This window comes from Exiguobacterium sp. s194, from assembly GCF_018618275.1.
GTDB classification, from domain to species: domain Bacteria; phylum Bacillota; class Bacilli; order Exiguobacteriales; family Exiguobacteriaceae; genus Exiguobacterium; species Exiguobacterium chiriqhucha.
Genome location: NZ_JACSLT010000009.1, coordinates 1 through 25,530, shown reverse-complemented (window position 1 = coordinate 25,530; position 25,530 = coordinate 1). Strand labels below are relative to the sequence as shown.

The following is a 25,530-nucleotide window of genomic DNA, read 5'->3' as shown; positions in this document are numbered from 1 at the left end:
ACTACATAGTAAGGAGGGATTTATTATGACAAAAGCTACATTTGCGGGAGGCTGTTTTTGGTGTATGGTCAAACCGTTTCATAAATATGAGGGGGTCGAGCGCGTCATTTCCGGCTATACGGGCGGACATGTCGACAACCCGACCTACCAACAAGTCTGTTCAGAGACGACAGGTCACCTAGAGGCGATCGAGGTCACGTTCGATCCGGAAGTCATCTCGTACGAGGAACTGTTGCGCATCTATTGGCGTCAAATCGACCCGACCGATGGCGGCGGACAGTTTAACGATCGGGGTGAATCGTATCGACCGGCGATTTTCTATCATTCAGAAGAACAGCGTGCGGCGGCTGAACGCTCAAAACAAGAAATCGAAGACTCAGGCCGCTTCGATCGACCAATCGAAGTGGAGATTCGCCCAGCGAAGACGTTCTGGGAAGCAGAAGACTACCATCAGGACTATTACAAGAAAAACCCATTCCGTTATGAGATGTACCGGGTCGGTTCTGGCCGGGCCAAGTTCGTGAAAGAGGCGTGGAGTGACAAGAAGATTCAGAAAGAATTGAAAGATCGTCTGACGCCGATGCAATATAAAGTCACGCAAGAGAACGGCACCGAGCCTCCGTTCCAAAACGAATATTGGGATGAGGAGCGGGAAGGGCTGTATGTCGATGTCATCGATGGGACACCGCTCTTCACGTCGCGCGATAAATTCCAATCGAATTGCGGTTGGCCGAGCTTCGCGCGTCCAATCGAAGAGAAGCGCATCGACATGAACATGGACACGACGCACCATATGGTCCGGACGGAGGTCCGTTCGAAGGGAGCCGACAGCCACCTCGGCCACTTGTTCGATGACGGTCCGAAAGAGCTCGGTGGCTTGCGCTACTGCATCAACTCGGCAGCGCTCCGTTTCATTCCAAAAGAAGAACTTGAGTCTGCAGGTTATGGAGAGTACAAGCACCTATTCGATGCGTGAAGGAGAGAAGGCCATGTTCACATCCGTCAAACAACAGATCCGTCGTGAGACGCTCGCGACCGTATTGGACTACTACGACAAATCGATTCGGAATCTATCGGAAGCCGCCAGAGACGAGAAGTATAACAAGATGAGCGCGACGCCGTTCTCGTTTTTCCGGGGGAGTTCGCACTTGTTCTATTACGACTTTGCGAAAGTCCCGCTCGCGTTCGATACGGATGCGTCCCATCCGACGTTCATTCAAGGAGATCTCCATTTTGAGAATTTCGGTGTGTTCGAGGATGGCGCCGGGACGATCATTTACGATGTGAACGATTTTGATGAGGCGTATCTCGGCTCTTATTTGTTTGACGTGCTGCGCATGGCTATCTCGGTCGACTTGTTTGCCGCCGAGTCAGGTTTTGACGCGACTCGGGCCATCGAGACGTATGCCGACACGTATGCGCGCGCGATGGAGCGCTATGCGAATGGGAAAGACGAAGATGTCCAATTCACGAAAGCGAACACGTGCAAAGCGATCAAGAAAGTGATTAAAAAGGCCGAGAAGAAGAAAGATGCGTTCATGGCCGAGCGGACGGAAGTGCGGGATGAGGAGCGTTACTTTGCGACGAGTGACGACCTCGTTCCGGTCAGTCCGAAGACGGCGAAGCAAATCAAGCAGGCATGGCCGGACTATTTGTCGTCGTTATCGGAGAAACATCGCCATCACGCCGACCATTACAAGATTAAAGATATCGCCATTAAACGTGAGAGTGGCACCGCTTCGATTGGACTCGAACGCTATTATATTTTGATTGAAGGCGCGGACGAGGAGCATGACGAGGATATCATCCTTGAAATGAAACAAGCCCAATCGGCCGTCCCGTCTCTCTTCTTGCCGACGCATCCATTGTTTGAGGACGGGCTGTCCCATCAAGGGGCCCGTGTCATCGCGGCCCAGCGTGCCATGGTGCACAGTCGTGACCCGTATCTCGGCTACTTGACGATTGATGGGAATGAATACTACGTCCGTCAGCGGTCACCGTATAAGCGAAAAGTGAAAGCGAAGCACATCAAGAATGAGGAATCGCTCATCGAGACGTTGAAAGTGCAGGCGGAAATCACCGCCAAGATTCATGCCCGGGCGGATGCGGACGCAAACGTGCTCGATTATGAGGCGAGTGAACGCATCGCGGCGGCCATCGGTGTGTCGCGCCCACTGTTTATCCGTCAAATCACAAGGTGGTCCCAATTTTACGCTAATCAAGTCCGGTTTGATTTTGAAGCGTTCCAGACATGGCTCACGACGCGCTCAGAGACTCACGTCTGACGAGCATCGGACTTGCGGCCAGCCCCTCGTTTGCCTCAGAATGGAACGGTAAAGGATGTGTGCGATAGATGATTACGGAACAACAGGTCATCCTGCAGATGAAGCAAGTGATGACACAAATCGAACAGTCGAGCGGAGAGACCCAGAAGCGCCATTTGGCCAAGCTGATGGGGTATTGCGAGCTACTGCTCGCCGATTCGACTCCGACGCAACAAGCAGTGGTTCCCGTGGCCCAACCGGTCGAGTCGAAGCCGCCGCTCGATCGTCAGATGGCGGCGTTCCTTGGAATTCCGCTTGAAGAAGAGGGCAAACCGAAAACTGATTCATTGCTCGACTTTTAAGCTGTGCCCCGTGGCACAGCTTTTTTTGTGAGGCGTTCGCGTTGACTTATATACCTTAGGGGGTATAATGGGATTAACTAAAATATACCTAACGGAGGCGTGACTATGCTTGACTTCTTGTTTGTTGCAGTAGTGATCGGATTGATTTATTTTTGGTGGACGAAGCGGAACGGCACGAAAACGGTCTCGACGGATGAGTTGAAACGAAAGATTGCCGAAGAGCGGAACATTCAATTGCTCGACGTCCGGGAACCGCATGAATACAAGGGCGGGCATATCAAGCAAGCGAAAAACGTGCCTTTGTCAGGATTCGGCAATGCGAGCGCGCAGTATCCGAAAGATAAAAATCGTCCGGTCTACGTCATCTGTCAGAGCGGGATGCGAAGCCAGCGGGCCGCTGCCATGTTGAAGAGTGCCGGCTATACGGACGTCTACTCGGTCAAAGGCGGTATGAATTTCTGGCGTGGATCATGAGAATAGCTCTAGCCGAACAATATGTTCAGCTAGAGCTATTTTTATGGAACGTTTCCGCTTTCGGTTTTCAGGGGATTCTGCTACGGTAGGAACATAGGAAAGAGAGAGGGGACCAGACAATGGCAGTCATTTTATTTGATATCGATGGGACGCTCGTCGACACGACCGGACCGATGACGCAAGCGATTCACGAGGCGTTGGAGCAACTTCCACATTTACCGAAACCGAGTGAGGATGCGGTTCGTTCCGGTTACGGGTTGGCCGGCAACGCATTTTGGGAGCACGTCATCCCGGAAGCGACGATTGAAGAGATTCGCCAAATCCGCAAGTTGCGGCATGAGACGCTCGAGCGGGCGATGGAAGGACAGCTCGTCTTGTTCGACGGCATCTATGAGATGCTCAAGGCGCTTCATAAAAAAGGGCACACGTTGACGACCGCGAGCAACTGCGGTGTCCATTATTTGAACTTGATTCTCGACTCGCAAAATATTCGCCAGTTCATGACGGCGCCAGAATGCCTCGAATCCGTAAGTGGTGAGAAAAAAGCCGACATTTTGACGGCGCATCGCCTCCGTCACGGCGAGAACGACTATGTGATGGTCGGGGACCGGAAATCGGATGTCGAAGCGGCTCGGGCCCATGACTTCCCGGTCGTCTTGACTGGATTTGGGTTTGGAAACGAGGACGAATGGGCGCTCGCGGATCATGTAATTGCGACGCCGAACGACTTGATTACGTATATCGAATCATAAAAAGTTCCGGTTGAACGCGATGTTCAACCGGAATTTTTTTAAAGTCCAAGCGAGATATATTTGATTTCTAAAAATTCTTCGATGCCATGGTGACCACCTTCACGGCCGAGACCGCTCTGCTTCCACCCGCCGAACGGTGCTTGCGGCGTCGACGGGAGACCGTCATTGACGCCGACGATGCCGTATTCGAGCGCTTCGGCCAAATAGAGGGCCTCGTTGATGTCTTGCGTGAACACATAAGCGGCGAGACCGAACGGGGTCGCATTCGCCCGCTCAATTACTTCCTCGAGCGTATCGAACGACGCAATCGGTGCGACGGGACCGAATGTCTCCTCGTTCATGCACAGCATATCCTCATTCGCATAGCGGACGACGGCCGGCCGGACGAACAATCCGTCGAGCTGTTCGCCACCCGTAATTTCCCCGCCCCGGATTTGGGCGTCTTCCAAGTGCTTCATCACTTTCTCGACCGCGGCCTCGTCGATGAGCGGGCCGATATCCGTCCCTTCGTCGAGTCCGTTCCCGACTTCGAGCGCCGCGACGGCCTCAATGAATTTTTCAGAGAACGCATCGACGATGGATTGCTCGACATAAATTCGGTTGGCACAGACGCACGTCTGTCCGCCGTTACGGAATTTCGTCGCGACGGCTTGAGGCACGGCCTTGTCGAGGTCTGCCTGCGCTGTGACGATGAGCGGGGCGTGACCACCGAGCTCGAGCGAGATTTTCTTCATCGTATCGGCGGCACCGCGCATGAGCGTCTTGCCGACCTCGGTCGAACCGGTGAACGTCAATTTGCGGACACGGGGATCGTGTTGCCACGTGTTCACGATGTCAGAGGCTTTCCCGGTGACGAGATTGATGACACCGGGGGGGAAACCGGCTTTCTCGGCCAGTTTGACGAGTTCAATGGCCGTCAGCGGCGTCGCGGAGGCCGGTTTCAGGACGACGGTGCAGCCTGCAGCCAGAGCCGGTGCGAGCTTCCGGGTGATCATCGCCGCCGGAAAATTCCATGGCGTGATGGCGGCGACGACGCCGACCGGTTGCTTGATGGCGAAGATTCGCTTCTTGTTCGACGAGGCCGGGATGGTCTCGCCGTACACGCGTCTTCCTTCGGCGGCGTACCACTCGATGAAGCCATTCGCATAGCGGACTTCGCCGATGGCTTCTTGTAACGGCTTGCCTTGTTCTTCGACCATCGTCCGAGCGATGGCTTCCGTATGTTCATCAATCAGGCGGTTCCATTCGAGCAGGAGAGCGCCGCGTTCTTCGGCGGTCTTCTCTTGCCAGTCCTTCAAGGCATCGTGCGCGGCATCGACAGCCTGTTTCGCCTCGGCGGTGTCACTCTTTGTCACCGTGGCCATGATGTTTCCGGTGGCGGGGTTGCGCACCTCGATCGTGTCCGATGTATCAATCCATTCTCCATTGATGAAATTGTTCTCCACTCGCATCTTGATTTCCCCTTTCGTCTAGGTCACATTGTAAAAGTACCCGTTTTCAAAAATCATACACAATTTTACAAAGAGGAGGGTCGCCATGTGGATCATCATCGTAGGTTATGTCGTCGGCAGTATCCTGGGCGGGCGCTTGTACGGCATGTGGAGTGGTCAACATCTGGCTACGACCGGATCGGGGAACACCGGTGCCCGCAATGCGTTACGGATTGGCGGGAAGCGAGCCTTTTTGTTCGTTTACGGATTCGACGTCTTGAAGACGGTACTCGTGTTGTCAATCAGCGGTCCGTACTTTTTTGAGACCGGACTCGCCTTGACGCTCGGCCACATTTATCCGATTTGGCATATTCGTTCCGGGGGGAAGGGGTACGCCGTATTTTCTGGAATTATATTAGCGTACAGCCCGCTATGGTTTATCGTGGGACTTCTGCTGTTGTTGCTTCTCATCAAAGTGACGCGTAACTCGCGCGAGACGGGGCTCGTCATGCTCGTGCTCCTGCCGCTCGCGGCCTGGGGGGACGCAACAGATGTCGGATTGGCCAGTTTGACGATGCTACTCATCGTGTATCACCACATAAGGGGGAAACAACGTGATTGAATTTCGAAGAGCGACGCCGGAGGATGCTTCGGCGATTCACCGACTGAACTATGAGACGTTCGTCGAGGAAATCCCGCAGCACCATCCAAACGCGGACCGATTTCTCGTCGACCGCTTTCATGACACGAATACATATTGGATTGGGTTGGCGGACGGGCAGCTCGTTGCCATGTGTGCCATCAGGGACGAGCACCCGTTTTCACTTGAACAAAAAGGTGTGACGCTGCCACCGGGAGAGTGGATTGAAGTCCGGCTATTGGCCGTGACGCCCGCCTATCGGAACACGAGGACGTTTGCCGGACTTATGCGAGCGATGCTCATGGAAGCGACAGACCGGGGTGTGGAAGGGATTGTCATCAGCGGAACCGTACGCGAACAGAAGCTATATCGACGGTTTGGGTTTATCCCGTTCGCAGAACCGGTCGGGACGTCGGAGGCGTTATACGTGCCGATGCAGTTGACGCGCTATGGGTTCATGCAGTCAGAGACCGCGCGAACGTTGCGGCCAAAGCTACTCCTCGCCGGGCCCGTCGAACTGTCGAATCAAGTGCGCGCTGCGCTTGCCGCTCAGCCGATATCACATCGGTCGGCCGAGGCTAGCCGTTTGCTCCATTCGGTCCAGTCGAGGCTGAGCCATCTCGTCAAGTTGCCCCATGTTTACACATTGCTCGGGAGCGGGACGATTGCGAACGATGCCGTCGCCGCCCAGTTAAGCGGACGTGGCGTGATCATCGACACAGGGGAGTTCGGACGGCGGCTGATTGACCATGCCAATCGGGCTGGTCTTGAATTTGATGTCGTCCCGCTTTCGGCTGGGCGTCGTCTCGACTTAAAGCGAATCGGACAACATGCACCAGATTGGATTTGGACGGTCCATTGTGAGACGTCGACGGGGAAGCTGGTCGATTTGGACCAGTTGCGTCAGTATGCACAAACACATCCGACGAAGATTGCGATTGATGCCATCAGTGTGGTCGGGACGAAACTGACCGACTATTCGTTCGCGCATCTGGTGACGTTCGTCTCGGGCAAAGCGCTCCGAAATGCCCCTGGATTGGCGTTTGTCGCCATGCGAGAACGAGCTGTCCCGAACCCGTCGATTCCGCGTTATTTGGACTTGGCAGGCTATGACCCAATCGCCTTCACGCAATCGGTCCCGCTCATTCAAGCGATGGACGTCGCCTTGCGCGAACTGACGGACGCGGAGATTGCGACCCATCAATCCAAACTTGATGCGTTCGTACATGAACTGGTGCGCCGCGGTGTATCGGTTGAACTCGGGGACGACCAAGCGCCGGGCATTTTTTCGCTCACGTTGCCAGACACACTGTCCTCGATTGAACTAGGGCATCAATTGGCGTTCCATGGCTATCAAGTGCAGTACGAGAGCGTTTATTTGCGGCACGCGAACTGTCTCCAAGTCGCGACGATGGGATGGACGACCGACCGGGATTTGCAGCAAGTCGCCGCCTATATCGGGACGTGGCTCCAGAAAAAAACCGCCACTCCAGGGAGTGACGGGTTCAGACGCGGAAATCTTGGCGGGCCAAATGACGAATCTTTCGACCGAGGCGTCTTGAGTTGAAATAAGCGATGACCGAGACGACGCCACCTGACCAGAACAGCCACTCATCCGGTCGGAGATAGCCGAATAGCCCGACGACAAGGCCGAGGATAATCAAGCCAGCGTTGAACGTTTGACGATGGAGCAGTTCTTTCGACTCGAGCTCACGTTGGAACATCGCTTGTTCGGACAGGCGCTTCCGGGTCGGCTCTTTCAAATAGTTATCGAGGAGCGGCGGGACGTTCAGCAACTTCTTGCCGTAGTTGAGCGCCGTCATGACGTAACGGTTTTGAATTGTCGTGCCGTCGGCCTCGAGCCATTGAATGACAATCGGTTTACCGAGCGTAAACAAATCGATTTTCGAATCAAGGATTTGTAAAATCCCGAGCAAGGTCGAGGCGGCTCGACCGAAGAACGCGAACTCGGCTGGCAATTGAATCGGCTCGTTCTTGACGAGCAACTGGATGTCTTGCAACACTTTTTCAATCAATTTCGTGTCGACCGTGTCGATATCGGTCTCTAAATAGAACGTGACCGCTTTCTCGAGTGCCTGGCGGATATTGTGCTTGTTCGCCGTCGGCAACAAGAAGCGCAAGTCTTCGAGGCCGTCGACGACCCCGTCATAGTCGAGCGAGATGAACGCCTGCAGGATTTTACGGATGGTCGCCATATCTTGTGGTGTCGTCGAGCCGACCATTCCGAAGTCGAGCAGGATGATCGTGCCATCGGCTCGGATCTGCACGTTACCCGGGTGTGGGTCGGCGTGGAATTTCCCGCCGAACAACAGTTGCTCGGCCGCCATCGTGAATAAGCGTTCGGCCAGGGCGGAGCGATCGATGTTATTCTCTTTCAAGAAGGCGAGGTCGGTGATGCGACGCGCATCGACCCAATCCATCGTCAACACCCGGTTCGAACAGAGATGATCATAATAGTCCGGTATGTAGACGTCCGGATTTTCGGCGTACTTCGCTTTGAAATAAAGGGCATTTTTTAATTCGGTTTGGAAATTTAATTCATCCCCGATGACAAAAATCATTTGGCGATATAAGCTATCTAAGTCGGTCGATTTTGCCAGCGAGGTCCGCTTGAGCATCGTCGTGACGATTCGCATCGCTTTAAAGTCGGTTCGAATGATTTTTTCGATGTTCGGACGCTGGATTTTCAGAGCGACACGCTTCCCTGTCTCAAGCAGGGTCGCGCCGTATACCTCCCCAATCGAAGCGGAGGCGACGGCATCGATGCCGACGTCTTTCACGACCTGTGTGTAAGGGACGCCCCATTCTGCTTCCAAGATGGCGCGGGATTTGTCCCAGCCTGAAGTCGGGACACGGTCGACGAGCTCCGACAATTCATTTAAAACGGATGGGGGCAACAAGTCGGCTCGAATCGATAAGAATTGGCCAAGCTTGATTAGCAGCCCCTCGAGTCGGAGCGCGTTTCGCTTATACTCGCGGGCGAGATTCAACATGAGTGTCTCGTATTCTTCGGTCGACGCGAGACCTTGCTGCTGTTTGCGTGAGAAGGCGTAAATTTTAATGATGAATCGGGCGAACATTGTGACGATAATCCATATGCGGAACAAGGCGATTCGTTTCATAAAGTACCGACATCCTTTACAAGCAGTCGCTCGACTGGTCTGATTTTTTGTATCTTAACTTTACCACAGAATGCTTTCAAGAAAGGGCAAGGGATGTTTATGGAGTGGGAATTACTCAACGTCGTCGGGACGATCGCGTTCGCGGCGAGCGGCGCCATCATCGCGATGGACGAGAAATATGATATTTTTGGGGTATGGTTGCTCGCCTTTACGACAGCCTTCGGCGGCGGAGCGATTCGAAACGTCTTGCTCGGCAACCCCGTCAGCTTGATTTGGCAACAAAATGATCTCTTCATCCTTTGTTTTCTTGTCGCATTGCTCATCTTCCTGCTGCCGAGCGTCGTTTTGCCCCATTGGGAACGCTGGGGTGTCATCGTCGATGCGATTGGGCTTGTCGCCTTTTCGTTTCAAGGCGCACAAGTCGCCATCAAGCTCGATTTACCATTATCGGCAGCGATTGCGGCTGCCGTCTTGACAGGTGTCGGCGGGGGTGTTGTCCGTGATTTGTTGGCCGGCCGTAAGCCGCTCGTCTTACAATCGGAAGTATATGCGATTTGGGCCATCATCATCGCGGTCGTCACGTATTATTTCCGGCTCGAAGGTGGGCTTGCGGTGTATGCGCTATTAATTGTCGTGGCGACGCTTCGAGTGATATCCTACTATCGAAAGTGGAATTTACCTGCACGCAAAGTGCGATAAGGGGGAAACTAGTATGAAAGTATTGCTGATCATCGGCGCTGCCTTGATGGCACTCGGCGTCGCGTTCGGTGCGTTCGGGGCCCACGCCTTGAAAGAACGTCTGACACCGAACATGCTCGCGAACTGGCAGACAGGCGTGCTCTACCATATGATTCATGCCATCGGGATTATCGCCTTGGCGAGCGTCTTGATGAAAGTGAGCATCAGCCAGTTCAGCACGGCAGGCTGGCTCATGTTCGCCGGAATCATCTTCTTCTCGGGGAGCCTTTACGTGATGGCGCTGACCGGAATCACGAAGCTCGGAGCGGTCACACCGATTGGCGGCGTCTTGTTTATCGCGGCCTGGGTGTTCGTCATCATTGGCGCGCTCAAACTGTAATCAAACGTTAACACCTGATTAACAGTCCTCCTGTATCATTCGGAGTGTGAGACCCCTTGTCTCCACACCAACGAACAATTGGCCCGTTTAGCCTTTTTCGCCTGGAGCGAGAGACTAAACAGGCCCTTTTTACGTTTTTTGGAAATGGTTAGACTTAGAAAAATACCTGGATTATACTTTTTTAATATAAGGTCAATAATTTCCTATTTTCATCTATTATTACAACTATGTTTCGAGAAAAGAAAAGTGAAAAAATGTTGAAATATAAAGGGGTGGGGAGCCGTATAAGGTTTCCCACCCCTTCGTCGTAATAAAAGTGAAATATAACTTTAACAGGAAAACATTCGACACTTCGATATAATTAGTCGTGTTGAAACTAAAAAATTAATCGTTTTTGTTACATAGCAAAACGACTGACCTTTAAATAGTACGTGAACCCTAACCCCATCAATAGAAAGGATGTCCCCATTGATCAATTGGAAACGCACCGTCTCGACACTCACGCTTAGCGCGCTTCTTCTTGGGACGCACTCGGTGGCTGATGCCTCGACGTCAATCAAGGAGAAACAAGAGCAGCAGAAGAAAGTGCAAGAGCAACGGAATAACGTCAAACAGAACCAATCGAATACGTCTTCGAAAATTAAGCAAAATAAAAATGAAATCTCGAAAGTTCAAGCTGAAGTCAACAAGATGGATGCCCAGCTTCAAGACATCATCAATGATGTCGCAGCGAAACGCCAAGAAATCAAGCGTACTGAGTTGAAAATTGAAGACCTCGAAGCTGACATTAAAGGCTATGAGAAGAAGATGAAGGCTCAAGAAGCAATGATGAAAGAGCGTATGGCCACGATGCAAACGAATGGCGGCGGCTCAATCAATTGGGCTGAGTTCATCTTCGGTTCGAAAAACTTCTCGGACTTGATCACACGGATGATCACGGCCGGAACGATTCAACGAAGCGACCAAGAGTTGTTTGAAGACTATGAAGCGACGCGTCAATCGTTACAAGAAGCGCAAGCATCACTTAAAGAAGAACGCACATCGCTCTTGAAGCAACAAAAAGCGCTAGAAGTACGTCAAGCTCAACTCGAGAAGAAGATGAAACAGCGCGAAGCTCGCATCAAAGAGCTCGAGGACAAGAATATCAAATTCGAATCGCAAATCTTCGACCTTCAAGAAATCGAAGCGACGTTAATCGCGCAAGAAGAAGCGATTGCGGCTGAGATTGAAGCGCAACGTCGTGAGGAAGAAGAAGCGCGTCGTCGTGCTGAAGAGGCGGCTCGTCAAGAAGCAGCCCGTAAAGCTGAAGAAGCTCGCCAAGCAGAAGCGGCGCAAGCAGCAGCGGCCCGTCAAGCAGAAGAAGCAAGAGCGGCAGCGGCTAAAGCCGAGGCAGAACGAGCAGCAGCTCAAAAACAGCAGAACAATAACAATAATACCCAGTCGTCTTCATCTTCAAACCAGACGACACAAAATAGCACACCGGCACCGAAACCGGCTGCGCCAACACCAAAGCCGGCGCCGGCACCAGCGCCTAAACCAGCTCCGACGGCACCGACCACATCGGCACCGGCACCATCGGGCGCAATGTTCATTCAACCGACAACGGGACGTTTCTCACAAGGATGGGGACCGGCAAGCGGTCAATTCGGCTACTCGTTCCATAACGGCGTCGATATCGCTGGACCTGTCGGAACACCAATCCGTGCCTCGGCAACGGGAACGGTCATCCGTGCAGGCTGGGGTGGCGCATATGGGAATCACGTCATGATCGCCCACGTCATCAACGGACAAGTCTGGACGACGGTCTATGCACACTTGAACTCGGTCTCAGTAAGCGCCGGTCAACGTGTGACGCAAGGGTCGAACATCGGTGGACTCGGCAACACGGGTAACTCTTCAGGCCCGCACCTTCACTTCGAGATTCACCAAGGAAGCTATTCATATTCAGGAACGAGCGCGGGAAGCACAGTCAACCCACGTCAGTTCTTCTGATATTCAACGAGGACCCGTCAATCGTGACAGGTCCTCGCTTTGTGTCCCAGCAAAACTAAAAACAAGCGCCTATCCGTTGCGGACAGGCGCTTGTTTCAGTTGGCTTGCTCGATGTCGTCTGATTGATCCTTTGCTTTGCGGAACCGCTCACGGACGAGATAGATGACGGTCAATCCGACCAACCATGGAATCCCGAACTTGAGCAGAATATTGAAGTCGGTGAACCATGTTGTGATCATGAGGCTGAGCAATAGTCCGGCACCGAGTAACGGCAAGAACGGGTAACCGATCATGCGGACCGGTAATTTGCGTCCTGTCCACTTCTTACGGAAGAACAAGTGGGAGACGAATACCATGAACCATGTGAAGATGGCTCCGAACATCGAGATGCCCATCAAGAATGGATACGATGTTTCCATGAACACTTGAAGCAACGCCGCGAGAATGATCCCGCCTGTTGAGACGAGCAAGGCGGGCATTGGAATCCCGCTAGCGCTGACTTTTTTAAAGATGCGCGGAGCATCACCGGCCTCGGCGAGGGAATACATCATTCGCGTTGAAGCGTAGAGCTGTGCATTCATCGCCGACAAGGCGGCGATCAAGATGACGAAGTTCAAAATTCCAGCGGCGCCAGGCACGTCGAATTGTTGCATGACGAGAACGAACGGGCTTTGATCGATGCCGGCCTGTTGCCATGGGATGAGCATGAGCATGATCCCAATCGTAATGAGATAAAAGAACGTCAGACGGAACACAGTCGCGCGCAACGCTTTCGGTACGGCGCGGTCCGGGTCTTTCGCTTCGCCGGCCGTGACGGCGACGAGCTCGGTCCCGAGGAAACTGAAGAGCGAGATGAAAATCGTCACCCACATCCCGTAAAACCCGAAAGCGAAGAAACCTTCATCGCCGGTCGTGATCGATTCGATTGGTGAACCGGGTTGACCGAACAGCGTGGCGGCACCGAGGACGATAAACAGAATGATGGCCGTCACTTTGATGAACGATAACCAGTATTCGGTCGTCCCGAACGTATGGACGTGCCGGGCGTTGACGTAAATGAGCAACCCGCCAAATACGGCGACCCAGACGAATCCGTTCACGTCGGGGAACCAGTACCGCATATAGATGGCGATTGCGCTCACTTCGACGCCGATGGCGAGGACGTTGGCGACCCAGTACGAGTAGCGGACCAAAAAGCCGGCGAGCGGATGGACATAGCGTTCGGCGATCGTGCCGAACGAGCCCGAAGTCGGATGGGCGACGGTCATTTCAGCCAGACAGCCCATCAGTAACAGGACGATGAACGCCCCGATGGCGTAACTGACGAGCACGCTCGGTCCTGCCGTTTGGATGGCGAGCCCGCTTCCGAGGAAGAGGCCCGTCCCGATGGCGCTACCGAGCGAAATCATCGTCAACTGCCGCGTGGACAGTTCACGTTTTAATTTGCTAGTTTCCAAAGTCAATTCTCCTTTAGTTGAGTGAAGTGTTGTTGGGGACGACTATAGCAGACAAAAAAATCAAGTGTCAACTCGCGAAATCGTAAAAGACGGTATCGATTCGGCCGCACCTATAGAAGCAAAGTTTTTTTACATGCTTTTGTTTGACAGGAGGTTTCTCGACCTGTATAGTACGAGTTAACTTAATTGAAACGAATAAAGGCGTCGACGAAGAGAAGTAACGACGGTCCCCGTATGACAGAGAGCTGATGGTTGGTGTGAATCAGTATGCGGGACGTCGCGAATGGACTTCCGAGCTCTAAACCGAAACTTTTAGTAGGCTTTAGCGGGTCACCCACCGTTACCATGGGAAAGCGGATGTTTGTCCGTGAAGTGGGTTCTACGGAACCAACGAAGGTGGCACCACGGGGTTACTCGTCCTTCTCATAGCGCAAGCTATGAGTCGGGCGGGTAACCCTTTTTCGTTTCAACACATCATAAATCAGTGATTGAGAAGAGTAGCGTGAACAAGTCTCGTTCAGAGAGCCGGGGGTGGTGGGATCCCGGCCGAGGCCATCATGTGAATGGGCTCATGAGAGCATGGCTGAATCAAGTAGGTCATGACGGTTTCCTCCGTTATCGGGATACGATGTGATAGCATCGGAAAGTGGGATCAATCGATCCAACGAGAGGTGGCACCGCGGTCCATACCGTCCTCCATACGACAGACGTCGTATGGAGTTTTTTTATACCCAAAATGCTTGAGGAGGAACGGACATGTTAACACGACTATTGACGAACCCATTGACGACGAATGAAATGAAACTGGCAGCGGCCGAGCTGTTCCAAGCCGATGAAGCGCAAATCGCCGAGGTGTTACTCGCCATGAAAGCGCGCGGTGAGACGGCTGAGGAGATGGCCGGACTCGCTGACTATATTCGTGAGGCGGCAACGTTCCCCGAGACGACGCTCCCTGTGCTCGACGTCTGTGGCACAGGCGGTGACGGGGCGAACACGTTCAACATCAGCTCGACGGTCGCGTTCGTCTTAGCGGGGCTCAACATCCCAGTCGCCAAACATGGGAATCGCAGCGTGTCGAGCCGGTCAGGCAGTGCCGACGTCCTCGAGTCATTGAATATTCCGATTGTCCAAAGTCATGAGGCGATGCTCGCCGACCTCGAGCGGACGAACTTAAGTTTCTTGTTCGCCCAACACATCCATCCGGTCATGAAACATGTCATGCCGGTCCGGAAACGACTTGCAACGGCGACGATCTTTAATCAAATCGGCCCGTTGACGAACCCGCTCAAGCCGAAGCGGCAATTGATCGGCGTGTACCATCCATCACTCATCGAGAAGATGGCGACGGCGATGCGCCACCTCGGCGTCGAGCGCGGAATGGTCGTCCATGGGGCAGGCGGGCTGGATGAAGCGAGTCTCGCTGGGAGAAACGACGTCTTGTTCTTCAACGGCGACAAAGTGGCCCGCTACACCGTCGACCCGCGCGACGTCGGATTGATGCGAGCTCCGCTGTCGGCTCTCCAAGGCGGAACACCAGCTGAGAATGCGGCGACGCTCCTCGCCGTCTTGAACGGAGAGAAGGGACCGGCGCGAGACGTCGTCTTATTGAACGCCGCGCTCGCCCTCTGCACGTATGGGACGGTCCAAACGCTTCGCGAAGGCGTCGCTGTGGCAACGGCAAGCATTGATGAAGGGCACGCCATCCGCGTGCTCAAGCAACTACAACGAACGGAGGTTGGCGCATGAGCTACTTGACGAAAATCATCGGAACGAAAATCGAAGAGGTCAATCAGATGGAAGACATCGAGGTGACGCGGACGACAGCCATCTCATTACCGCTTTTAATGAAGGACGGCTTTCATGTCATCGCCGAAATTAAGCGGTCCTCCCCGTCAAAAGGAGTGATTCGCCAAGAAGTGGACGTCGTGAGCCGGGCCCGCACGTATGAACAGGCAGGGGCGACAATGATTTCCGTTTTGACGGATACGACCTACTTCAACGGTTCGTTCAACGACTTGCGTGATGTCGCGGCCGCTGTTGAGATCCCAGTCCTCTGCAAAGACTTTATCATCGATGAACGACAGCTCGACCGGGCGAAGGAAGCTGGAGCGAGTGCGGCACTATTGATTGTTGCTGCGCTCCATCCGAGCCGGCTTCATACGTTAAAACAGTATGCGCGGTCCATCGGCCTCGACGTGCTTGTCGAAGTTCATGATGAGGCCGAGCTCCAGACGGCGCTCGAACTGGGCGATGTGTTGATTGGCATCAACAATCGAAACTTGAAGACGTTCGAGGTCTCGCTCGACACGTCGGTCGACTTGATGACGAAGTATCCAGATGTCGCGTTCGTCAGCGAGAGCGGCGTCAGCACAGGCGAGGCGGCCCGTCGGTTACAGACGGCCGGGGCCCGAGCGATTCTCGTCGGGGAGGCGCTCATGCGACAGGACGACCCGACAGCCTTGATTGAGGAGTTGACATCATGTTCGTTAAAATATGTGGATTGACGACGGAAGCGAGTGTCGCGACGGCGATCGAGGCCGGAGCGGACGCTATCGGATTCGTCTTTGCGAACAGTTCGCGCCAAATCGACATCGCGACGGCGCAACGGCTTCGGGGGTTCATCCCGGAAGATGTCCGAGTCGTCGGCGTATTTCTCGATCCAACAATCAAAGAGGTCGAAGCTGCCGTCGCTTGCGGGTTGACCGATATCCAATTACACCGCCGGACACGGCCGCTTGAAACGTTCCGTCAGTTCGGTCTCCCGATCATCGAAGCGGATCACGAGTCGGAGGCCGACATCATTTTACTCGACGCGCCGACGCCGGGCAGTGGGCAGACGCTTGATTGGGCGACGCTCGAACGGCCGGAACAGACGTTTTGGCTCGCCGGTGGATTGAATGTCGACAATGTCGGTGCGGCGATTCGCGCCATGCGACCGGACGGCGTCGATGTCTCGAGTGGTGTGGAGACGAACGGACAGAAAGATCACGATAAGATTCGCGCGTTCATCCGACGCGCCAAGGAGGAAACACAATGTATACACAACCAGTGAACGGAAAGTTTGGACCATATGGCGGAAAATATATCCCTGAGACGCTCATGCAAGCAGTCGAAGAGCTCGAAGTGGCTTACGAGGAAGCGAAACAAGACCCTGAATTCCAGGAACGTTTCGCTGATCTCCTCAGTGAGTATGTAGGACGGGAAACGCCACTCTATTATGCGGAGAACATGAGCCGCCGCCTCGGGACGAATGTCTATTTAAAACGAGAAGATTTGAACCATACCGGTGCCCACAAAATCAACAACACGATCGGCCAGGCGCTCCTTGCCAAACGAATGGGCAAACAAAAAGTCGTCGCCGAAACAGGCGCGGGACAGCACGGGGTCGCTACGGCGACGGTATGTGCGCTGCTCAATCTCGAATGTACGATTTTCATGGGTGAGGTCGACGTCGAACGTCAAGAATTGAACGTATTTCGAATGGAGTTACTCGGTGCAAAAGTCGTTCCTGTTAAGTCGGGGAGTCGAACGTTAAAAGATGCCGTCAACGAGGCGCTCCGTTACTGGGTCAAACATGTCGATGACACGCATTACGTGATGGGGTCGGTGCTCGGACCGCACCCGTTCCCGACGATGGTCCGCGATTTCCAAAGCGTTATCGGGACAGAGACACGTCGTCAAGTGCTCGAGAAGACAGGTCGTCTCCCTGACGCGGTCGTTGCCTGTGTAGGCGGCGGTAGCAATGCGATGGGCATGTTCTATCCGTTCTTGAATGACGAAACAGTCGCCTTATACGGTGTCGAGGCAGCAGGGAGCGGTGTCGACACGGACAAGCATGCGGCAACGCTCACGAAGGGCGAGGTCGGGGTGCTTCACGGGTCGCTCATGTATGTGCTCCAGGACGCAGCCGGGCAAATCCAGGAAGCCCACTCGATTTCGGCCGGACTCGATTATCCGGGTGTCGGACCAGAACACAGCTTCTTGAAAGATATCGAACGGGTCCGCTACGCGGCGGTCACGGACGAGGACGCACTCGCAGCCTGCATGTCGCTCAGCCGTCAAGAAGGGATTATTCCGGCACTTGAGTCGTCGCATGCGCTCGCTTATGCGGAAACGCTCGCCCAAACGATGGACGAGGACGACGTGCTCGTCATCTGTCTATCTGGTCGCGGGGATAAGGATGTTCATACGATTCGAGAAAGGGTGACTCAATGATGAGATTAGATGAAGCGATTCGACAGCGGAGTGAAGGGACGGCGTTCGTCCCGTACATCATGGCCGGGGACGGCGGACTCGATCACTTGATTCCGACGATTGAACGGCTAGAAGCGATGGGAGCGACGGCCATCGAACTCGGGATTCCATTCTCGGATCCGGTGGCAGACGGTCCCATCATCGAGGCGGCTGGAATGCGCGCCCTCGAACAAGGTGTGACGTTGACGGACGTGTTGGACCGTTTAATAGAAGGAACGGGTCGTTTTTCGGTGCCGATCGTCCTGATGACGTACTTGAATCCGGTGTTCCGGTTCGGGGTCGAGCGCTTCTTCGAGCGAGCGGCAGCGTCTGGGGTCAGCGGCGTCATCATTCCCGATTTGCCGTTTGAAGAGAGCCTCGATTTGTTCGCTGGCATCGATCGTCACGGAGTCGCGGTCGTACCGCTCGTCACGTTGACGAGCAGTCAGACCCGCATCGACACGATTCTGGATCAGGCGGAAGGATTCGTCTATGCGGTGACGCTCAAAGGGACGACTGGGAAGACGGACGTGTTCCCGGATGAGTTACTTGAGCACTTGCGTTCGTTGACGGCACGTTCGCCCGTACCGGTGCTCGCCGGTTTTGGTGTCCATCGCACTGATCAGGTCCGGACGCTCGGGTCAGCCTGTGACGGGGTCGTCGTCGGTAGTTTCATCGTCGAGGCGCTCCATGCGGGACGTGAACAGGACGTGGCCACGTTGATTGCATCGGCGCGGACGGTCAACGCAAAAAAATAAGGGTCGTGCCTCGGCACGATCCTTATTTATTCTTCGATTTCAATGGTACGGGTGCTCGAGCCGTCATCGGCTTTCGGTACGGTCAAGTGGAGCACGCCGTCTGACAGTTTCGCTTTGATGGCATCTTCTTTCACGTTCGGTAGATAGAGTGAACGTTGCATCGATGTGACGCGGCGTTCCCGATAGACGTAGTCTTTGTCTTCTGCTTTCTCTTCACGTTGGTCGACCGAGAGGATGAGATAGTCTTTGTCGTAGCGGATGTGAATGTTATCTTTTTTGATGCCTGGCATCTCGGCCTCGATGACGTATTGGCCGTCCTGGTCCCGGACGTCGAGTTTGAACGAGTCGAGGAACGACGTCGCGCCGTCTTTCGGATCGAACAGTTGATTCATCCGATCAAAGACGTCGCCGAACAAATCTTTGCGCAATCGATCGAGCTCGTTCTTCCGGAATGGCGTCAAATCGAACATACAAATTCCCCCTTCAAAAAACGGACAGAGTAGAAGTGTTGTCACTTTTACTCTCTCCGTTTTTAGCTAAGGATAAACGTAATTGACGTGACAGTTCGATGAAGAAAAGAGGGTCACAATTCGACGCGTTCTAACCCGTCTTCCCCGAACTTGCGGTCGAGTTGGTCGTGGCGATACGTCGAGGCGAGGACGTATAACAAGTCGCCTGGCTCGATTTTCGTCTGGCCCGTCGGCGGGATGAGATAGTCTTGACGGACGATTGCATTCACGACCGTGTTCGGTGGCAAGGTGATATCGGCGAGCGTTTTGCCAATCATTGATGATTCTTCGGTCGCCACGTAAGGGACGAGCTGATGTTGCGATTGCTTGCTCGAGACGAGTGCGATCGTGTATGGTGAGCGGATTTTATCCGGTCCGAGCAAATCGAGTTTCGCCGCGAGCGGTGTCAATGTCGTTCCTTGAATCAAGGCACTCGTCACGACGACGAAGAAGACGGCGTTGAAAATCAATTGGGCGTTGTCGATGCCTGCGATGAGCGGGAACGTAGCGAGGACAATCGGCACGGCGCCTTTTAGTCCGGCCCACGAGATAAACAGTTTTTCTTTGTGGGTAAACTGCATCTTGATTGTCGATAAATAGACGGCAATCGGCCGGGCGATGAACATCAGGATGAATGAAATCAATAACCCTTTCCAGATGAGCTCGGGGTCAAGCAACTGTCTCGGGAAGACAAGCAGACCGAGGATGACGAACATGATGATTTGCATGATCCAGGCCAAAGCCTCAGAGAATTGAACGATTGTCACTTCATGGGCCGTGTGCGCATTCCCAACAATCATCGCGGCGAGATAGACGGCAAGTAATCCACTGCCTGCAAAGTAAGCAGCGACCCCATAGGTCATGAAGGCCATTGAAATCATGAGGACAGCATGCAGACCACTCGACTCGAGACGCAAATGGTTAAGCATGAGTCGGGACAAGTTTCCGAGCATGTAACCGACGAACGCGCCGACAATGATTTGCAGGATGAACATCCAAATACCGTCCCAAATCGTCGTGTCGGGTTTTAACATGAAGTCGAGGGCGAGAATCGTCAAGAACATCGCCATAGGGTCATTCGTGCCGGACTCAGCTTCGAGTGTCGAACCAACTTTCGGTGAGATATTCTTTCCTTTGAAGGCGGCGAAAACAGCAGCCGCGTCAGTAGAGCCGATGATGGCGCCAAATAGGAAAGATTCCACCCAGTCGAAGCCAAATACGAAACGAACGGCCACAGCGATGAGCCCGGTCGTCAACAGCACGCCAATCGTAGCGAGTGAAGCGGACGGGGCGAGCACGCTCCGGATTGACGACCATTTCGTCTGTAAGCCACCTTCGAACAAGATGACGACGAGGGCCGCGACCCCAATCATTTGAGCGAGATTGGTGTCATCGAAGAAAATCAGCCCAGTAATATCGCTGCCCATCAGCATGCCGATGCCCATGAACAAAATCAGGGCAGGTAAGCCGAAACGCGTCGATACGCGTGTGGCCAACACGCCGGCGACAAGTAGCAGACCGAATAATAGAATCAAAATATCAGTACTCAAAATCGGTGCGGTCAAACACATCACTTCCTTTTTCACGTTGATATTTACATGTATTATTAAGTTCATTATACCATGAAATGGTTATGAATTAAGAAATGACGCATCGAGAATTATGCACATTGGAATAATCGGATATAGATGTGGTACAGTAGGGGCATCAAAAAGGGGGATTCACATGACTAAAATTCACGTGCTCCATGAAAACAACGAATGGACGAACCATCTCGTCCGACGACTCGAAGAATTATCATTGCCGTATGAACTGTGGCACCTCGATCAAGGGACGATCGACTTGGCGAGCGAACCGCCGGAAGGTGTGTTTTACAACCGGATGAGCGCGTCGTCGCATACGCGGGGTCACCGCTACGCGCCGGAACTGACGGAAGGGGTGCTCGCATGGCTCGAAGCGAACGGACGGACCGTCTTCAACGGGACGCGGGCGATTCGGCTCGAAGTGAGCAAGGTCAATCAGTATACGGCGCTTCAACGAGAAGGAATTCGTGTACCGAAGACAGTGGCAGCCGTCGGGAAGAAGCAAATCATCGAGGCGGCCGAGAAGCTCGGGATGACGCCGTTCATCACGAAACATAACCGAGCCGGCAAAGGACTCGGTGTTCAACTGTTCCATTCGATCGATGCGTTGAAGGCATACGTCGAGGGTCCGACGTTCGAGGAATCGATTGACGGGATAACGCTCATCCAACAATATATCGAGGCGCCCAAACCGTACATCACACGCTGTGAGTTCATCGGTGGTAAATTCGTTTACGCGGTGCGTGTCGATACGTCAGACGGTTTCGAACTCTGTCCGGCCGACGCCTGCTCGATTGAAGACCAGTTCTGCCCGGTCGGCGAGACACCACCGGCGAAGTTTGAAATCGTCGAAGGATTCAATGACCCAATCATCGAACAGTTGGAAACGTTCCTCCAGAAGAACGAGATTGCGGTCGCCGGGATTGAAATCATCGAAGACGCGGACGGGAACGTCTACGCGTATGACGTCAACACGAACACGAACTATAATTCTGACGCCGAAGCGAAAGCGGGGCAGTACGGTATGCTCGAACTTGCGACGTTCCTTGGGGACGCCTTGGCGGTCACGACGAAATAAAGACAGAAGAAAGGGTCAGGCTTTTGCCTGACCCTTTCGCTGTGTATGTTGTAATTGTTGTTCAAATCGAAGTTGGACTAATTCTGCTGTCGGTGCCATTCGTTCGATGAACGAATCTAAACGTTTCGCAGTGTCTCGATCTGATTCCTTGAACACGCGCATCGTTGTTCACCTCATTGATCATTGTTATGTTGCTTCTACAACAATGATTCCCGAGGGCATGATAGCGTAAACCTCGATTACCCGAGGAATGTGCCGAGTTCTTCTTTTGGAAGGATGTTCCCGACATAAAAGTCGCCGAACTCGCCATATTTGGCACTGACTTCATCAAAACGCATCTCATAGACGATCTTTTTGAATTGGAGCGAGTCTTCCGCAAACAAGGTGACGCCCCACTCCCAACCGTCAAAACCGGTCGAACCGCCGATGAACTGTTGAATCTTGCCGGCGTAGCTGCGGCCGATCATGCTGTGGCGATACATGAGGTCTTTGCGCTCATCCATCGACAACGTGTACCAGTTGTCCCCGTCGCGACGAGCCTTGCTCATCGGGTAGAAGCAGATGTGGGCCGCTTTCGGGAGTGTCGGATAGAGGCGGGCCCGAATGTGAGGGTTCTCGTACGGGTCACCGTCTCCAGAACCTCGATACATGCCGAGTTCGATGACAGACACGTATGAATAGCTTGGAATCATGTAATCGTACAATTTCGTCTTCCGAAGAGCGAGTTCGACTTGCTCGAGCTCTTTGAACGTCGGACGAAGGACCATCAAGACGACGTCCGCCTTTTGACCAAGGATCGAGTAAAAGGCATGGCTTCCTTCACCGCGTGTCTCGACCTCTTCGAGTGAGCCGAGGAAGGCGACGAACTCGTCAATCATCTCTTGACGGGCGGTTGGGTCGACTGCTTTTAAACGAGTCCAATCGATGGAGCGGAAATCATGGAGCGTATACCAACCGTCTAACGTGGCGGCTGCGTGTTGCGTTTCGGTTGTCGGTGCTGGACGTTCTGACATTAAAAAAACTCCTTTCGAGACTAGGCTTCGCTGACTATTTTACCATACACGTTTGACCGTCTGGCAAATTTGACGCCGCCGTGAGGATAGTCACACTCCGGGCGGGGTAAAGAGATAGGGAGCAAGATTTTTGAAAACGGCTTCACAATGGGCTGTATCAGTCGGAAATGGTAAACTGTTCTATTCATATAATGATTGATTTCAAGCGATTTATGACGAAATGGGCAGAATAGTTTATTTTAAAAATCGTACTGTGTATAATAAAACTCGCATATGGACGAGAGCGTCCGAGAGAGAAAAAATCCGATTTCTTCTAATCGAAAAGGAGTTCATTCACTATGAAACTATTTGACACGTTGAAACAAAAAGTCAGCCCGATTCGCCCGACCATCGTCTTCCCAGAAGGGATCGATGAGCGCGTCCTCGGTGCCGCTGTCCGTTTGAAAAATGATGGCATGGTTGAACCGATCGTCATCGGACCAAAAGCTGAACTCGAAGCGGTCGCTTCGAAGCACGGCTTTGACATCTCAGGTTTGACGCAATACGACCCAGCGACGTACGAAGACATCGATACACTCGTCGAATCGTTCGTTGAGCGCCGCAAAGGTAAAGCGACACCGGAACAGGCACGTGAATTGTTGTCGTCAGACGTGAACTACTTCGGTACGATGCTCGTCCACACAGGAAAAGCAGAAGGTCTCGTCTCAGGTGCGATGCATGCGACTGCCGATACGGTCCGTCCGGCCCTTCAAATCATCAAGATGCAAACAGGCATCAAAAAGACGTCAGGCGTCTTCATCATGGTACGTGACGACGAGCAGTACGTCTTCTCGGACTGCGCCATCAACATCGCACCGGATGCGGCTGACCTCGCCGAGAACGCCTACTTGTCAGCGTTGACAGCGAAGACGTTCGGCATCGAGCCGCAAGTCGCGCTCCTCAGCTTCTCGACAAAAGGATCAGCGAAGTCGCCAGAGACAGAAAAAGTCATCGAAGCGACACGTCTCGCCAAAGAGAAGGCGCCAAACCTTCCAATCGACGGCGAACTTCAATTCGATGCGGCGTTCGTACCGAGCGTGGCGGCGAAGAAAGCACCAGGCTCTGAAGTAGCCGGAAATGCGAACGTCTTCGTCTTCCCAAGCCTCGAAGCCGGAAACATTGGCTACAAGATGGTTCAACGTTTCGGCGGATTCGAAGCGATCGGACCAATCCTTCAAGGTCTCAACAAGCCGGTCAACGACTTGTCGCGTGGCTGTAACGAAGAGGACGTCTATAAATTGACGCTCATCACAGCGGCACAAGCCATCGACGAGCGCAACGAAGCGTAAGTCGCAGCATCCTTCCTGAGCGGAGGATGCTTTTTTTGTGGTCACATTGTAAACTATTGGAAAAGGGGGCGAGGAAATGGATGAAGAGGAAGGCATCATCACATTGCCGGAAGGGCATCGGTACGCCATGTTCGGTGGCGGGGATGATTATCCAATTAAAACGTATTACAAAGGGGTGTTCGAAACAGTATTCGTCGTGTTTCATCCGTTTCTGGTCCCGAAAGACGACCCGACCGCGGTTGACCGTTATGTCGAGTTGGATAAAAACGAGGTCGAACAGCAATTTCGGGCCATAACATGGGCAGATATGCGCCGCCGACTTGATTTCGATGACATCAAACGCATCGATCACGCACTCCGGACGATGATTGCGGCGCTGAAACCGCACGCCGAAGATCAAGAAGGTGCGAATCGAATCATCGAATTTTGCAATCGCGAGAACGTACTTCCACCAGGCGAAGGGGAGCTGTCGAATCTTTTAGAGAATCAGGTGTTACGAGCACTTCTTGAGATGGGAGAAGAGTGGATGTGGAGCGGAGACGAGTTCTGCACGGAACGGCATCTCATCAACATTCGGGAGACGCTAACCTCCGATACGTGGGGGATGCGTCATCGGACGTTCTTCGGACATCAACATGATTGGCTCATCGTACCGCCTTGGGATAGCCATTTCACGTTGATTTGTGGCAGCCGAGCTTGGGTCGAGCAGGTGGTCGAGCGGTGCGAACTCGAAGGCTTCTATTGTGATGAAAACACGACAATCAATTGGAGTTTGCTTGATCGAAAACTGAGGTAAACTAGTAGGGGACAACACTATTAAGGGGGAACTACCATGCAAAACATCCATGCAACTGAATTACGTGAAAAGCTTGAGAACGGCGAAACGCTCCATATCATTGACGTGCGCGAACAAGACGAGTACGACGCGGGCCATATCCCGCACGTGCCGCTCTATCCGCTGTCTGAATTTCCTGGCGTCACGGACAAGCTCGCGAAAGATAACGTTTATCACGTCATCTGCCGCTCAGGCGGCCGCAGTGTGACGGCATGCGACTATTTGGAGTCGGAAGGCTATAAGGTCGTCAACGTCGAAGGCGGCATGCTCGCGTGGGACGGCGATATCGAGGCGTGATGCTCGACAATCCATGGGTCGTCATCCCGCTGTTAATCGCACTCTATTTGACCGTCTATACGTTCGTCAAACGAGTCGATGGCGATAAATGGAGGCTCGTCTGGGCTGTCTGGCTCATCGTCATCGTCATGATGTTGACGATTCAGCTCGTCCAAAGTCTATAAAAAACGAGTGAAGTAGACTGACCTAGCTATATGAGACACTAATAAAAACACCTTGATTAGGCTGCCGCCACACCATATTTTATCGGTGTGAGGTAGCCTAATTTTTCTTGGATACGTTCTTCGTTGTAGTAAGTTAAGTA

The 25,530-nt window shown here is 53.3% G+C and carries 26 protein-coding genes and 2 other annotated features; of the genes, 20 read left to right on the top strand and 6 right to left on the bottom strand.

All coding sequences use genetic code 11. The features are described from left to right. The first annotated feature begins 25 nt into the window (after window positions 1-25). The 5 genes from msrA to KNP85_RS11740 all read left to right on the top strand — a co-directional run bounded on the left by msrA (window position 26) and on the right by KNP85_RS11740 (window position 3,852). Window positions 26-976 (top strand): peptide-methionine (S)-S-oxide reductase MsrA, encoded by a 951-nt coding sequence (msrA, locus tag KNP85_RS11760; protein ID WP_214716380.1) that lies wholly within the window; start codon window positions 26-28, stop codon window positions 974-976. A 13-nt stretch (window positions 977-989) separates the two neighbouring features. Then, a complete protein-coding gene (locus tag KNP85_RS11755; RefSeq protein WP_214716378.1) occupies window positions 990-2,285 on the top strand; it encodes a DUF2252 domain-containing protein in 1,296 nt (431 codons plus the stop codon). A gap of 68 nt (window positions 2,286-2,353) precedes the next feature. Continuing rightward, entirely contained in the window at window positions 2,354-2,626 is a 273-nt protein-coding gene (locus KNP85_RS11750) for a DUF5327 family protein (RefSeq protein ID WP_214803194.1), read from the top strand. A gap of 105 nt (window positions 2,627-2,731) precedes the next feature. Next, the gene (locus KNP85_RS11745; RefSeq protein WP_214803191.1) at window positions 2,732-3,100 is read left to right on the top strand and encodes a rhodanese-like domain-containing protein; all 369 of its coding nucleotides are present in this window, start codon (window positions 2,732-2,734) and stop codon (window positions 3,098-3,100) included. A 119-nt stretch (window positions 3,101-3,219) separates the two neighbouring features. Next, entirely contained in the window at window positions 3,220-3,852 is a 633-nt protein-coding gene (locus KNP85_RS11740) for an HAD family hydrolase (RefSeq protein WP_214803188.1), read from the top strand. 38 nt (window positions 3,853-3,890) lie between these two features. Here the strand turns inward: KNP85_RS11740 and KNP85_RS11735 are convergent, their stop codons facing one another. After that, window positions 3,891-5,303, bottom strand: a complete 1,413-nt coding sequence (locus KNP85_RS11735; protein ID WP_214716372.1) for an NAD-dependent succinate-semialdehyde dehydrogenase — start codon at window positions 5,301-5,303, stop codon at window positions 3,891-3,893. An 85-nt stretch (window positions 5,304-5,388) separates the two neighbouring features. Here KNP85_RS11735 and KNP85_RS11730 point away from each other — a divergent pair, with 85 nt between their 5' ends. After that, window positions 5,389-5,904: a glycerol-3-phosphate acyltransferase gene (locus KNP85_RS11730; RefSeq protein ID WP_214803186.1), complete on the top strand. Its 516-nt coding sequence runs from the start codon at window positions 5,389-5,391 to the stop codon at window positions 5,902-5,904. Next, a complete protein-coding gene (locus tag KNP85_RS11725) occupies window positions 5,897-7,489 on the top strand; it encodes a GNAT family N-acetyltransferase (protein ID WP_214803182.1) in 1,593 nt (530 codons plus the stop codon). Before KNP85_RS11730 ends, KNP85_RS11725 begins: the two co-directional genes overlap by 8 nt. On the opposite strand, the gene KNP85_RS11720 is transcribed toward KNP85_RS11725, so the two are convergent. Further along, complete coding sequence (locus KNP85_RS11720) at window positions 7,428-9,065, bottom strand: ABC1 kinase family protein (RefSeq protein WP_214803179.1); 1,638 nt, start codon at window positions 9,063-9,065, stop codon at window positions 7,428-7,430. The two genes, KNP85_RS11725 and KNP85_RS11720, sit on opposite strands and share 62 nt — an antisense overlap. Window positions 9,066-9,158: 93 nt before the next feature. Between KNP85_RS11720 and KNP85_RS11715 the strand changes: the two genes are divergently transcribed. The 3 genes from KNP85_RS11715 (at window position 9,159) to KNP85_RS11705 (ending at window position 12,135) form a co-directional block, all read left to right on the top strand. Next, the gene (locus tag KNP85_RS11715; protein WP_021065994.1) at window positions 9,159-9,764 is read left to right on the top strand and encodes a trimeric intracellular cation channel family protein; all 606 of its coding nucleotides are present in this window, start codon (window positions 9,159-9,161) and stop codon (window positions 9,762-9,764) included. Window positions 9,765-9,777: 13 nt separating this feature from the next. Beyond that, the gene (locus KNP85_RS11710; RefSeq protein ID WP_021065995.1) at window positions 9,778-10,143 is read left to right on the top strand and encodes a DUF423 domain-containing protein; all 366 of its coding nucleotides are present in this window, start codon (window positions 9,778-9,780) and stop codon (window positions 10,141-10,143) included. Between the two features lie 459 nt (window positions 10,144-10,602). After that, window positions 10,603-12,135 (top strand): murein hydrolase activator EnvC family protein, encoded by a 1,533-nt coding sequence (locus KNP85_RS11705; protein ID WP_214803175.1) that lies wholly within the window; start codon window positions 10,603-10,605, stop codon window positions 12,133-12,135. A 95-nt stretch (window positions 12,136-12,230) separates the two neighbouring features. Here the strand turns inward: KNP85_RS11705 and KNP85_RS11700 are convergent, their stop codons facing one another. Beyond that, window positions 12,231-13,598, bottom strand: coding sequence for an amino acid permease (locus KNP85_RS11700; RefSeq protein ID WP_412778522.1), 1,368 nt, complete (start codon window positions 13,596-13,598; stop codon window positions 12,231-12,233). Between the two features lie 189 nt (window positions 13,599-13,787). Beyond that, window positions 13,788-14,017, top strand: a binding site (T-box leader). A gap of 50 nt (window positions 14,018-14,067) precedes the next feature. Beyond that, window positions 14,068-14,292: a binding site (T-box leader), on the top strand. A gap of 56 nt (window positions 14,293-14,348) precedes the next feature. On the opposite strand from KNP85_RS11700, the gene trpD reads away from it, so the two are divergent. The 5 genes from trpD to trpA are packed head-to-tail and all read left to right on the top strand — an operon-like array spanning window position 14,349 to window position 18,583. After that, the gene (gene trpD, locus KNP85_RS11695) at window positions 14,349-15,338 is read left to right on the top strand and encodes an anthranilate phosphoribosyltransferase (RefSeq protein ID WP_214803172.1); all 990 of its coding nucleotides are present in this window, start codon (window positions 14,349-14,351) and stop codon (window positions 15,336-15,338) included. Continuing rightward, window positions 15,335-16,096, top strand: a complete 762-nt coding sequence (gene trpC, locus KNP85_RS11690; RefSeq protein WP_058764941.1) for an indole-3-glycerol phosphate synthase TrpC — start codon at window positions 15,335-15,337, stop codon at window positions 16,094-16,096. The genes trpD and trpC overlap by 4 nt, the downstream gene beginning before the upstream one ends. Next, a complete protein-coding gene (locus KNP85_RS11685; RefSeq protein ID WP_214803169.1) occupies window positions 16,072-16,644 on the top strand; it encodes a phosphoribosylanthranilate isomerase in 573 nt (190 codons plus the stop codon). The genes trpC and KNP85_RS11685 overlap by 25 nt, the downstream gene beginning before the upstream one ends. Continuing rightward, complete coding sequence (gene trpB / locus KNP85_RS11680; RefSeq protein WP_214803166.1) at window positions 16,626-17,807, top strand: tryptophan synthase subunit beta; 1,182 nt, start codon at window positions 16,626-16,628, stop codon at window positions 17,805-17,807. Before KNP85_RS11685 ends, trpB begins: the two co-directional genes overlap by 19 nt. Further along, window positions 17,807-18,583 carry a tryptophan synthase subunit alpha gene (gene trpA, locus KNP85_RS11675; RefSeq protein ID WP_214803163.1) on the top strand — a complete coding sequence of 259 codons (777 nt, stop codon included), beginning with the start codon at window positions 17,807-17,809 and terminating at the stop codon, window positions 18,581-18,583. The genes trpB and trpA overlap by 1 nt, the downstream gene beginning before the upstream one ends. A gap of 26 nt (window positions 18,584-18,609) precedes the next feature. Here trpA and KNP85_RS11670 read toward each other — a convergent pair whose 3' ends face one another. Both KNP85_RS11670 and KNP85_RS11665 read right to left on the bottom strand, forming a co-directional pair. Further along, a complete protein-coding gene (locus tag KNP85_RS11670; RefSeq protein ID WP_214719152.1) occupies window positions 18,610-19,053 on the bottom strand; it encodes an Hsp20/alpha crystallin family protein in 444 nt (147 codons plus the stop codon). A gap of 113 nt (window positions 19,054-19,166) precedes the next feature. Further along, entirely contained in the window at window positions 19,167-20,663 is a 1,497-nt protein-coding gene (locus KNP85_RS11665) for a potassium/proton antiporter (protein ID WP_031199977.1), read from the bottom strand. Between the two features lie 154 nt (window positions 20,664-20,817). Here KNP85_RS11665 and KNP85_RS11660 point away from each other — a divergent pair, with 154 nt between their 5' ends. After that, window positions 20,818-21,753: an ATP-grasp domain-containing protein gene (locus tag KNP85_RS11660; RefSeq protein ID WP_021066005.1), complete on the top strand. Its 936-nt coding sequence runs from the start codon at window positions 20,818-20,820 to the stop codon at window positions 21,751-21,753. A gap of 239 nt (window positions 21,754-21,992) precedes the next feature. On the opposite strand, the gene hemQ is transcribed toward KNP85_RS11660, so the two are convergent. Further along, complete coding sequence (gene hemQ / locus KNP85_RS11655) at window positions 21,993-22,766, bottom strand: hydrogen peroxide-dependent heme synthase (RefSeq protein WP_021066007.1); 774 nt, start codon at window positions 22,764-22,766, stop codon at window positions 21,993-21,995. A gap of 338 nt (window positions 22,767-23,104) precedes the next feature. Here hemQ and pta point away from each other — a divergent pair, with 338 nt between their 5' ends. From pta to KNP85_RS11635, 4 genes are all read left to right on the top strand, one after another. Beyond that, the gene (gene pta, locus KNP85_RS11650; RefSeq protein WP_029594589.1) at window positions 23,105-24,094 is read left to right on the top strand and encodes a phosphate acetyltransferase; all 990 of its coding nucleotides are present in this window, start codon (window positions 23,105-23,107) and stop codon (window positions 24,092-24,094) included. 76 nt (window positions 24,095-24,170) lie between these two features. After that, window positions 24,171-24,890 (top strand): DUF2711 family protein, encoded by a 720-nt coding sequence (locus tag KNP85_RS11645; protein ID WP_214803160.1) that lies wholly within the window; start codon window positions 24,171-24,173, stop codon window positions 24,888-24,890. Between the two features lie 36 nt (window positions 24,891-24,926). Beyond that, complete coding sequence (locus tag KNP85_RS11640; protein WP_021066010.1) at window positions 24,927-25,226, top strand: rhodanese-like domain-containing protein; 300 nt, start codon at window positions 24,927-24,929, stop codon at window positions 25,224-25,226. Next, window positions 25,202-25,390 (top strand): hypothetical protein, encoded by a 189-nt coding sequence (locus KNP85_RS11635; RefSeq protein WP_138858686.1) that lies wholly within the window; start codon window positions 25,202-25,204, stop codon window positions 25,388-25,390. Before KNP85_RS11640 ends, KNP85_RS11635 begins: the two co-directional genes overlap by 25 nt. The last annotated feature ends 140 nt before the right edge of the window (window positions 25,391-25,530 follow it).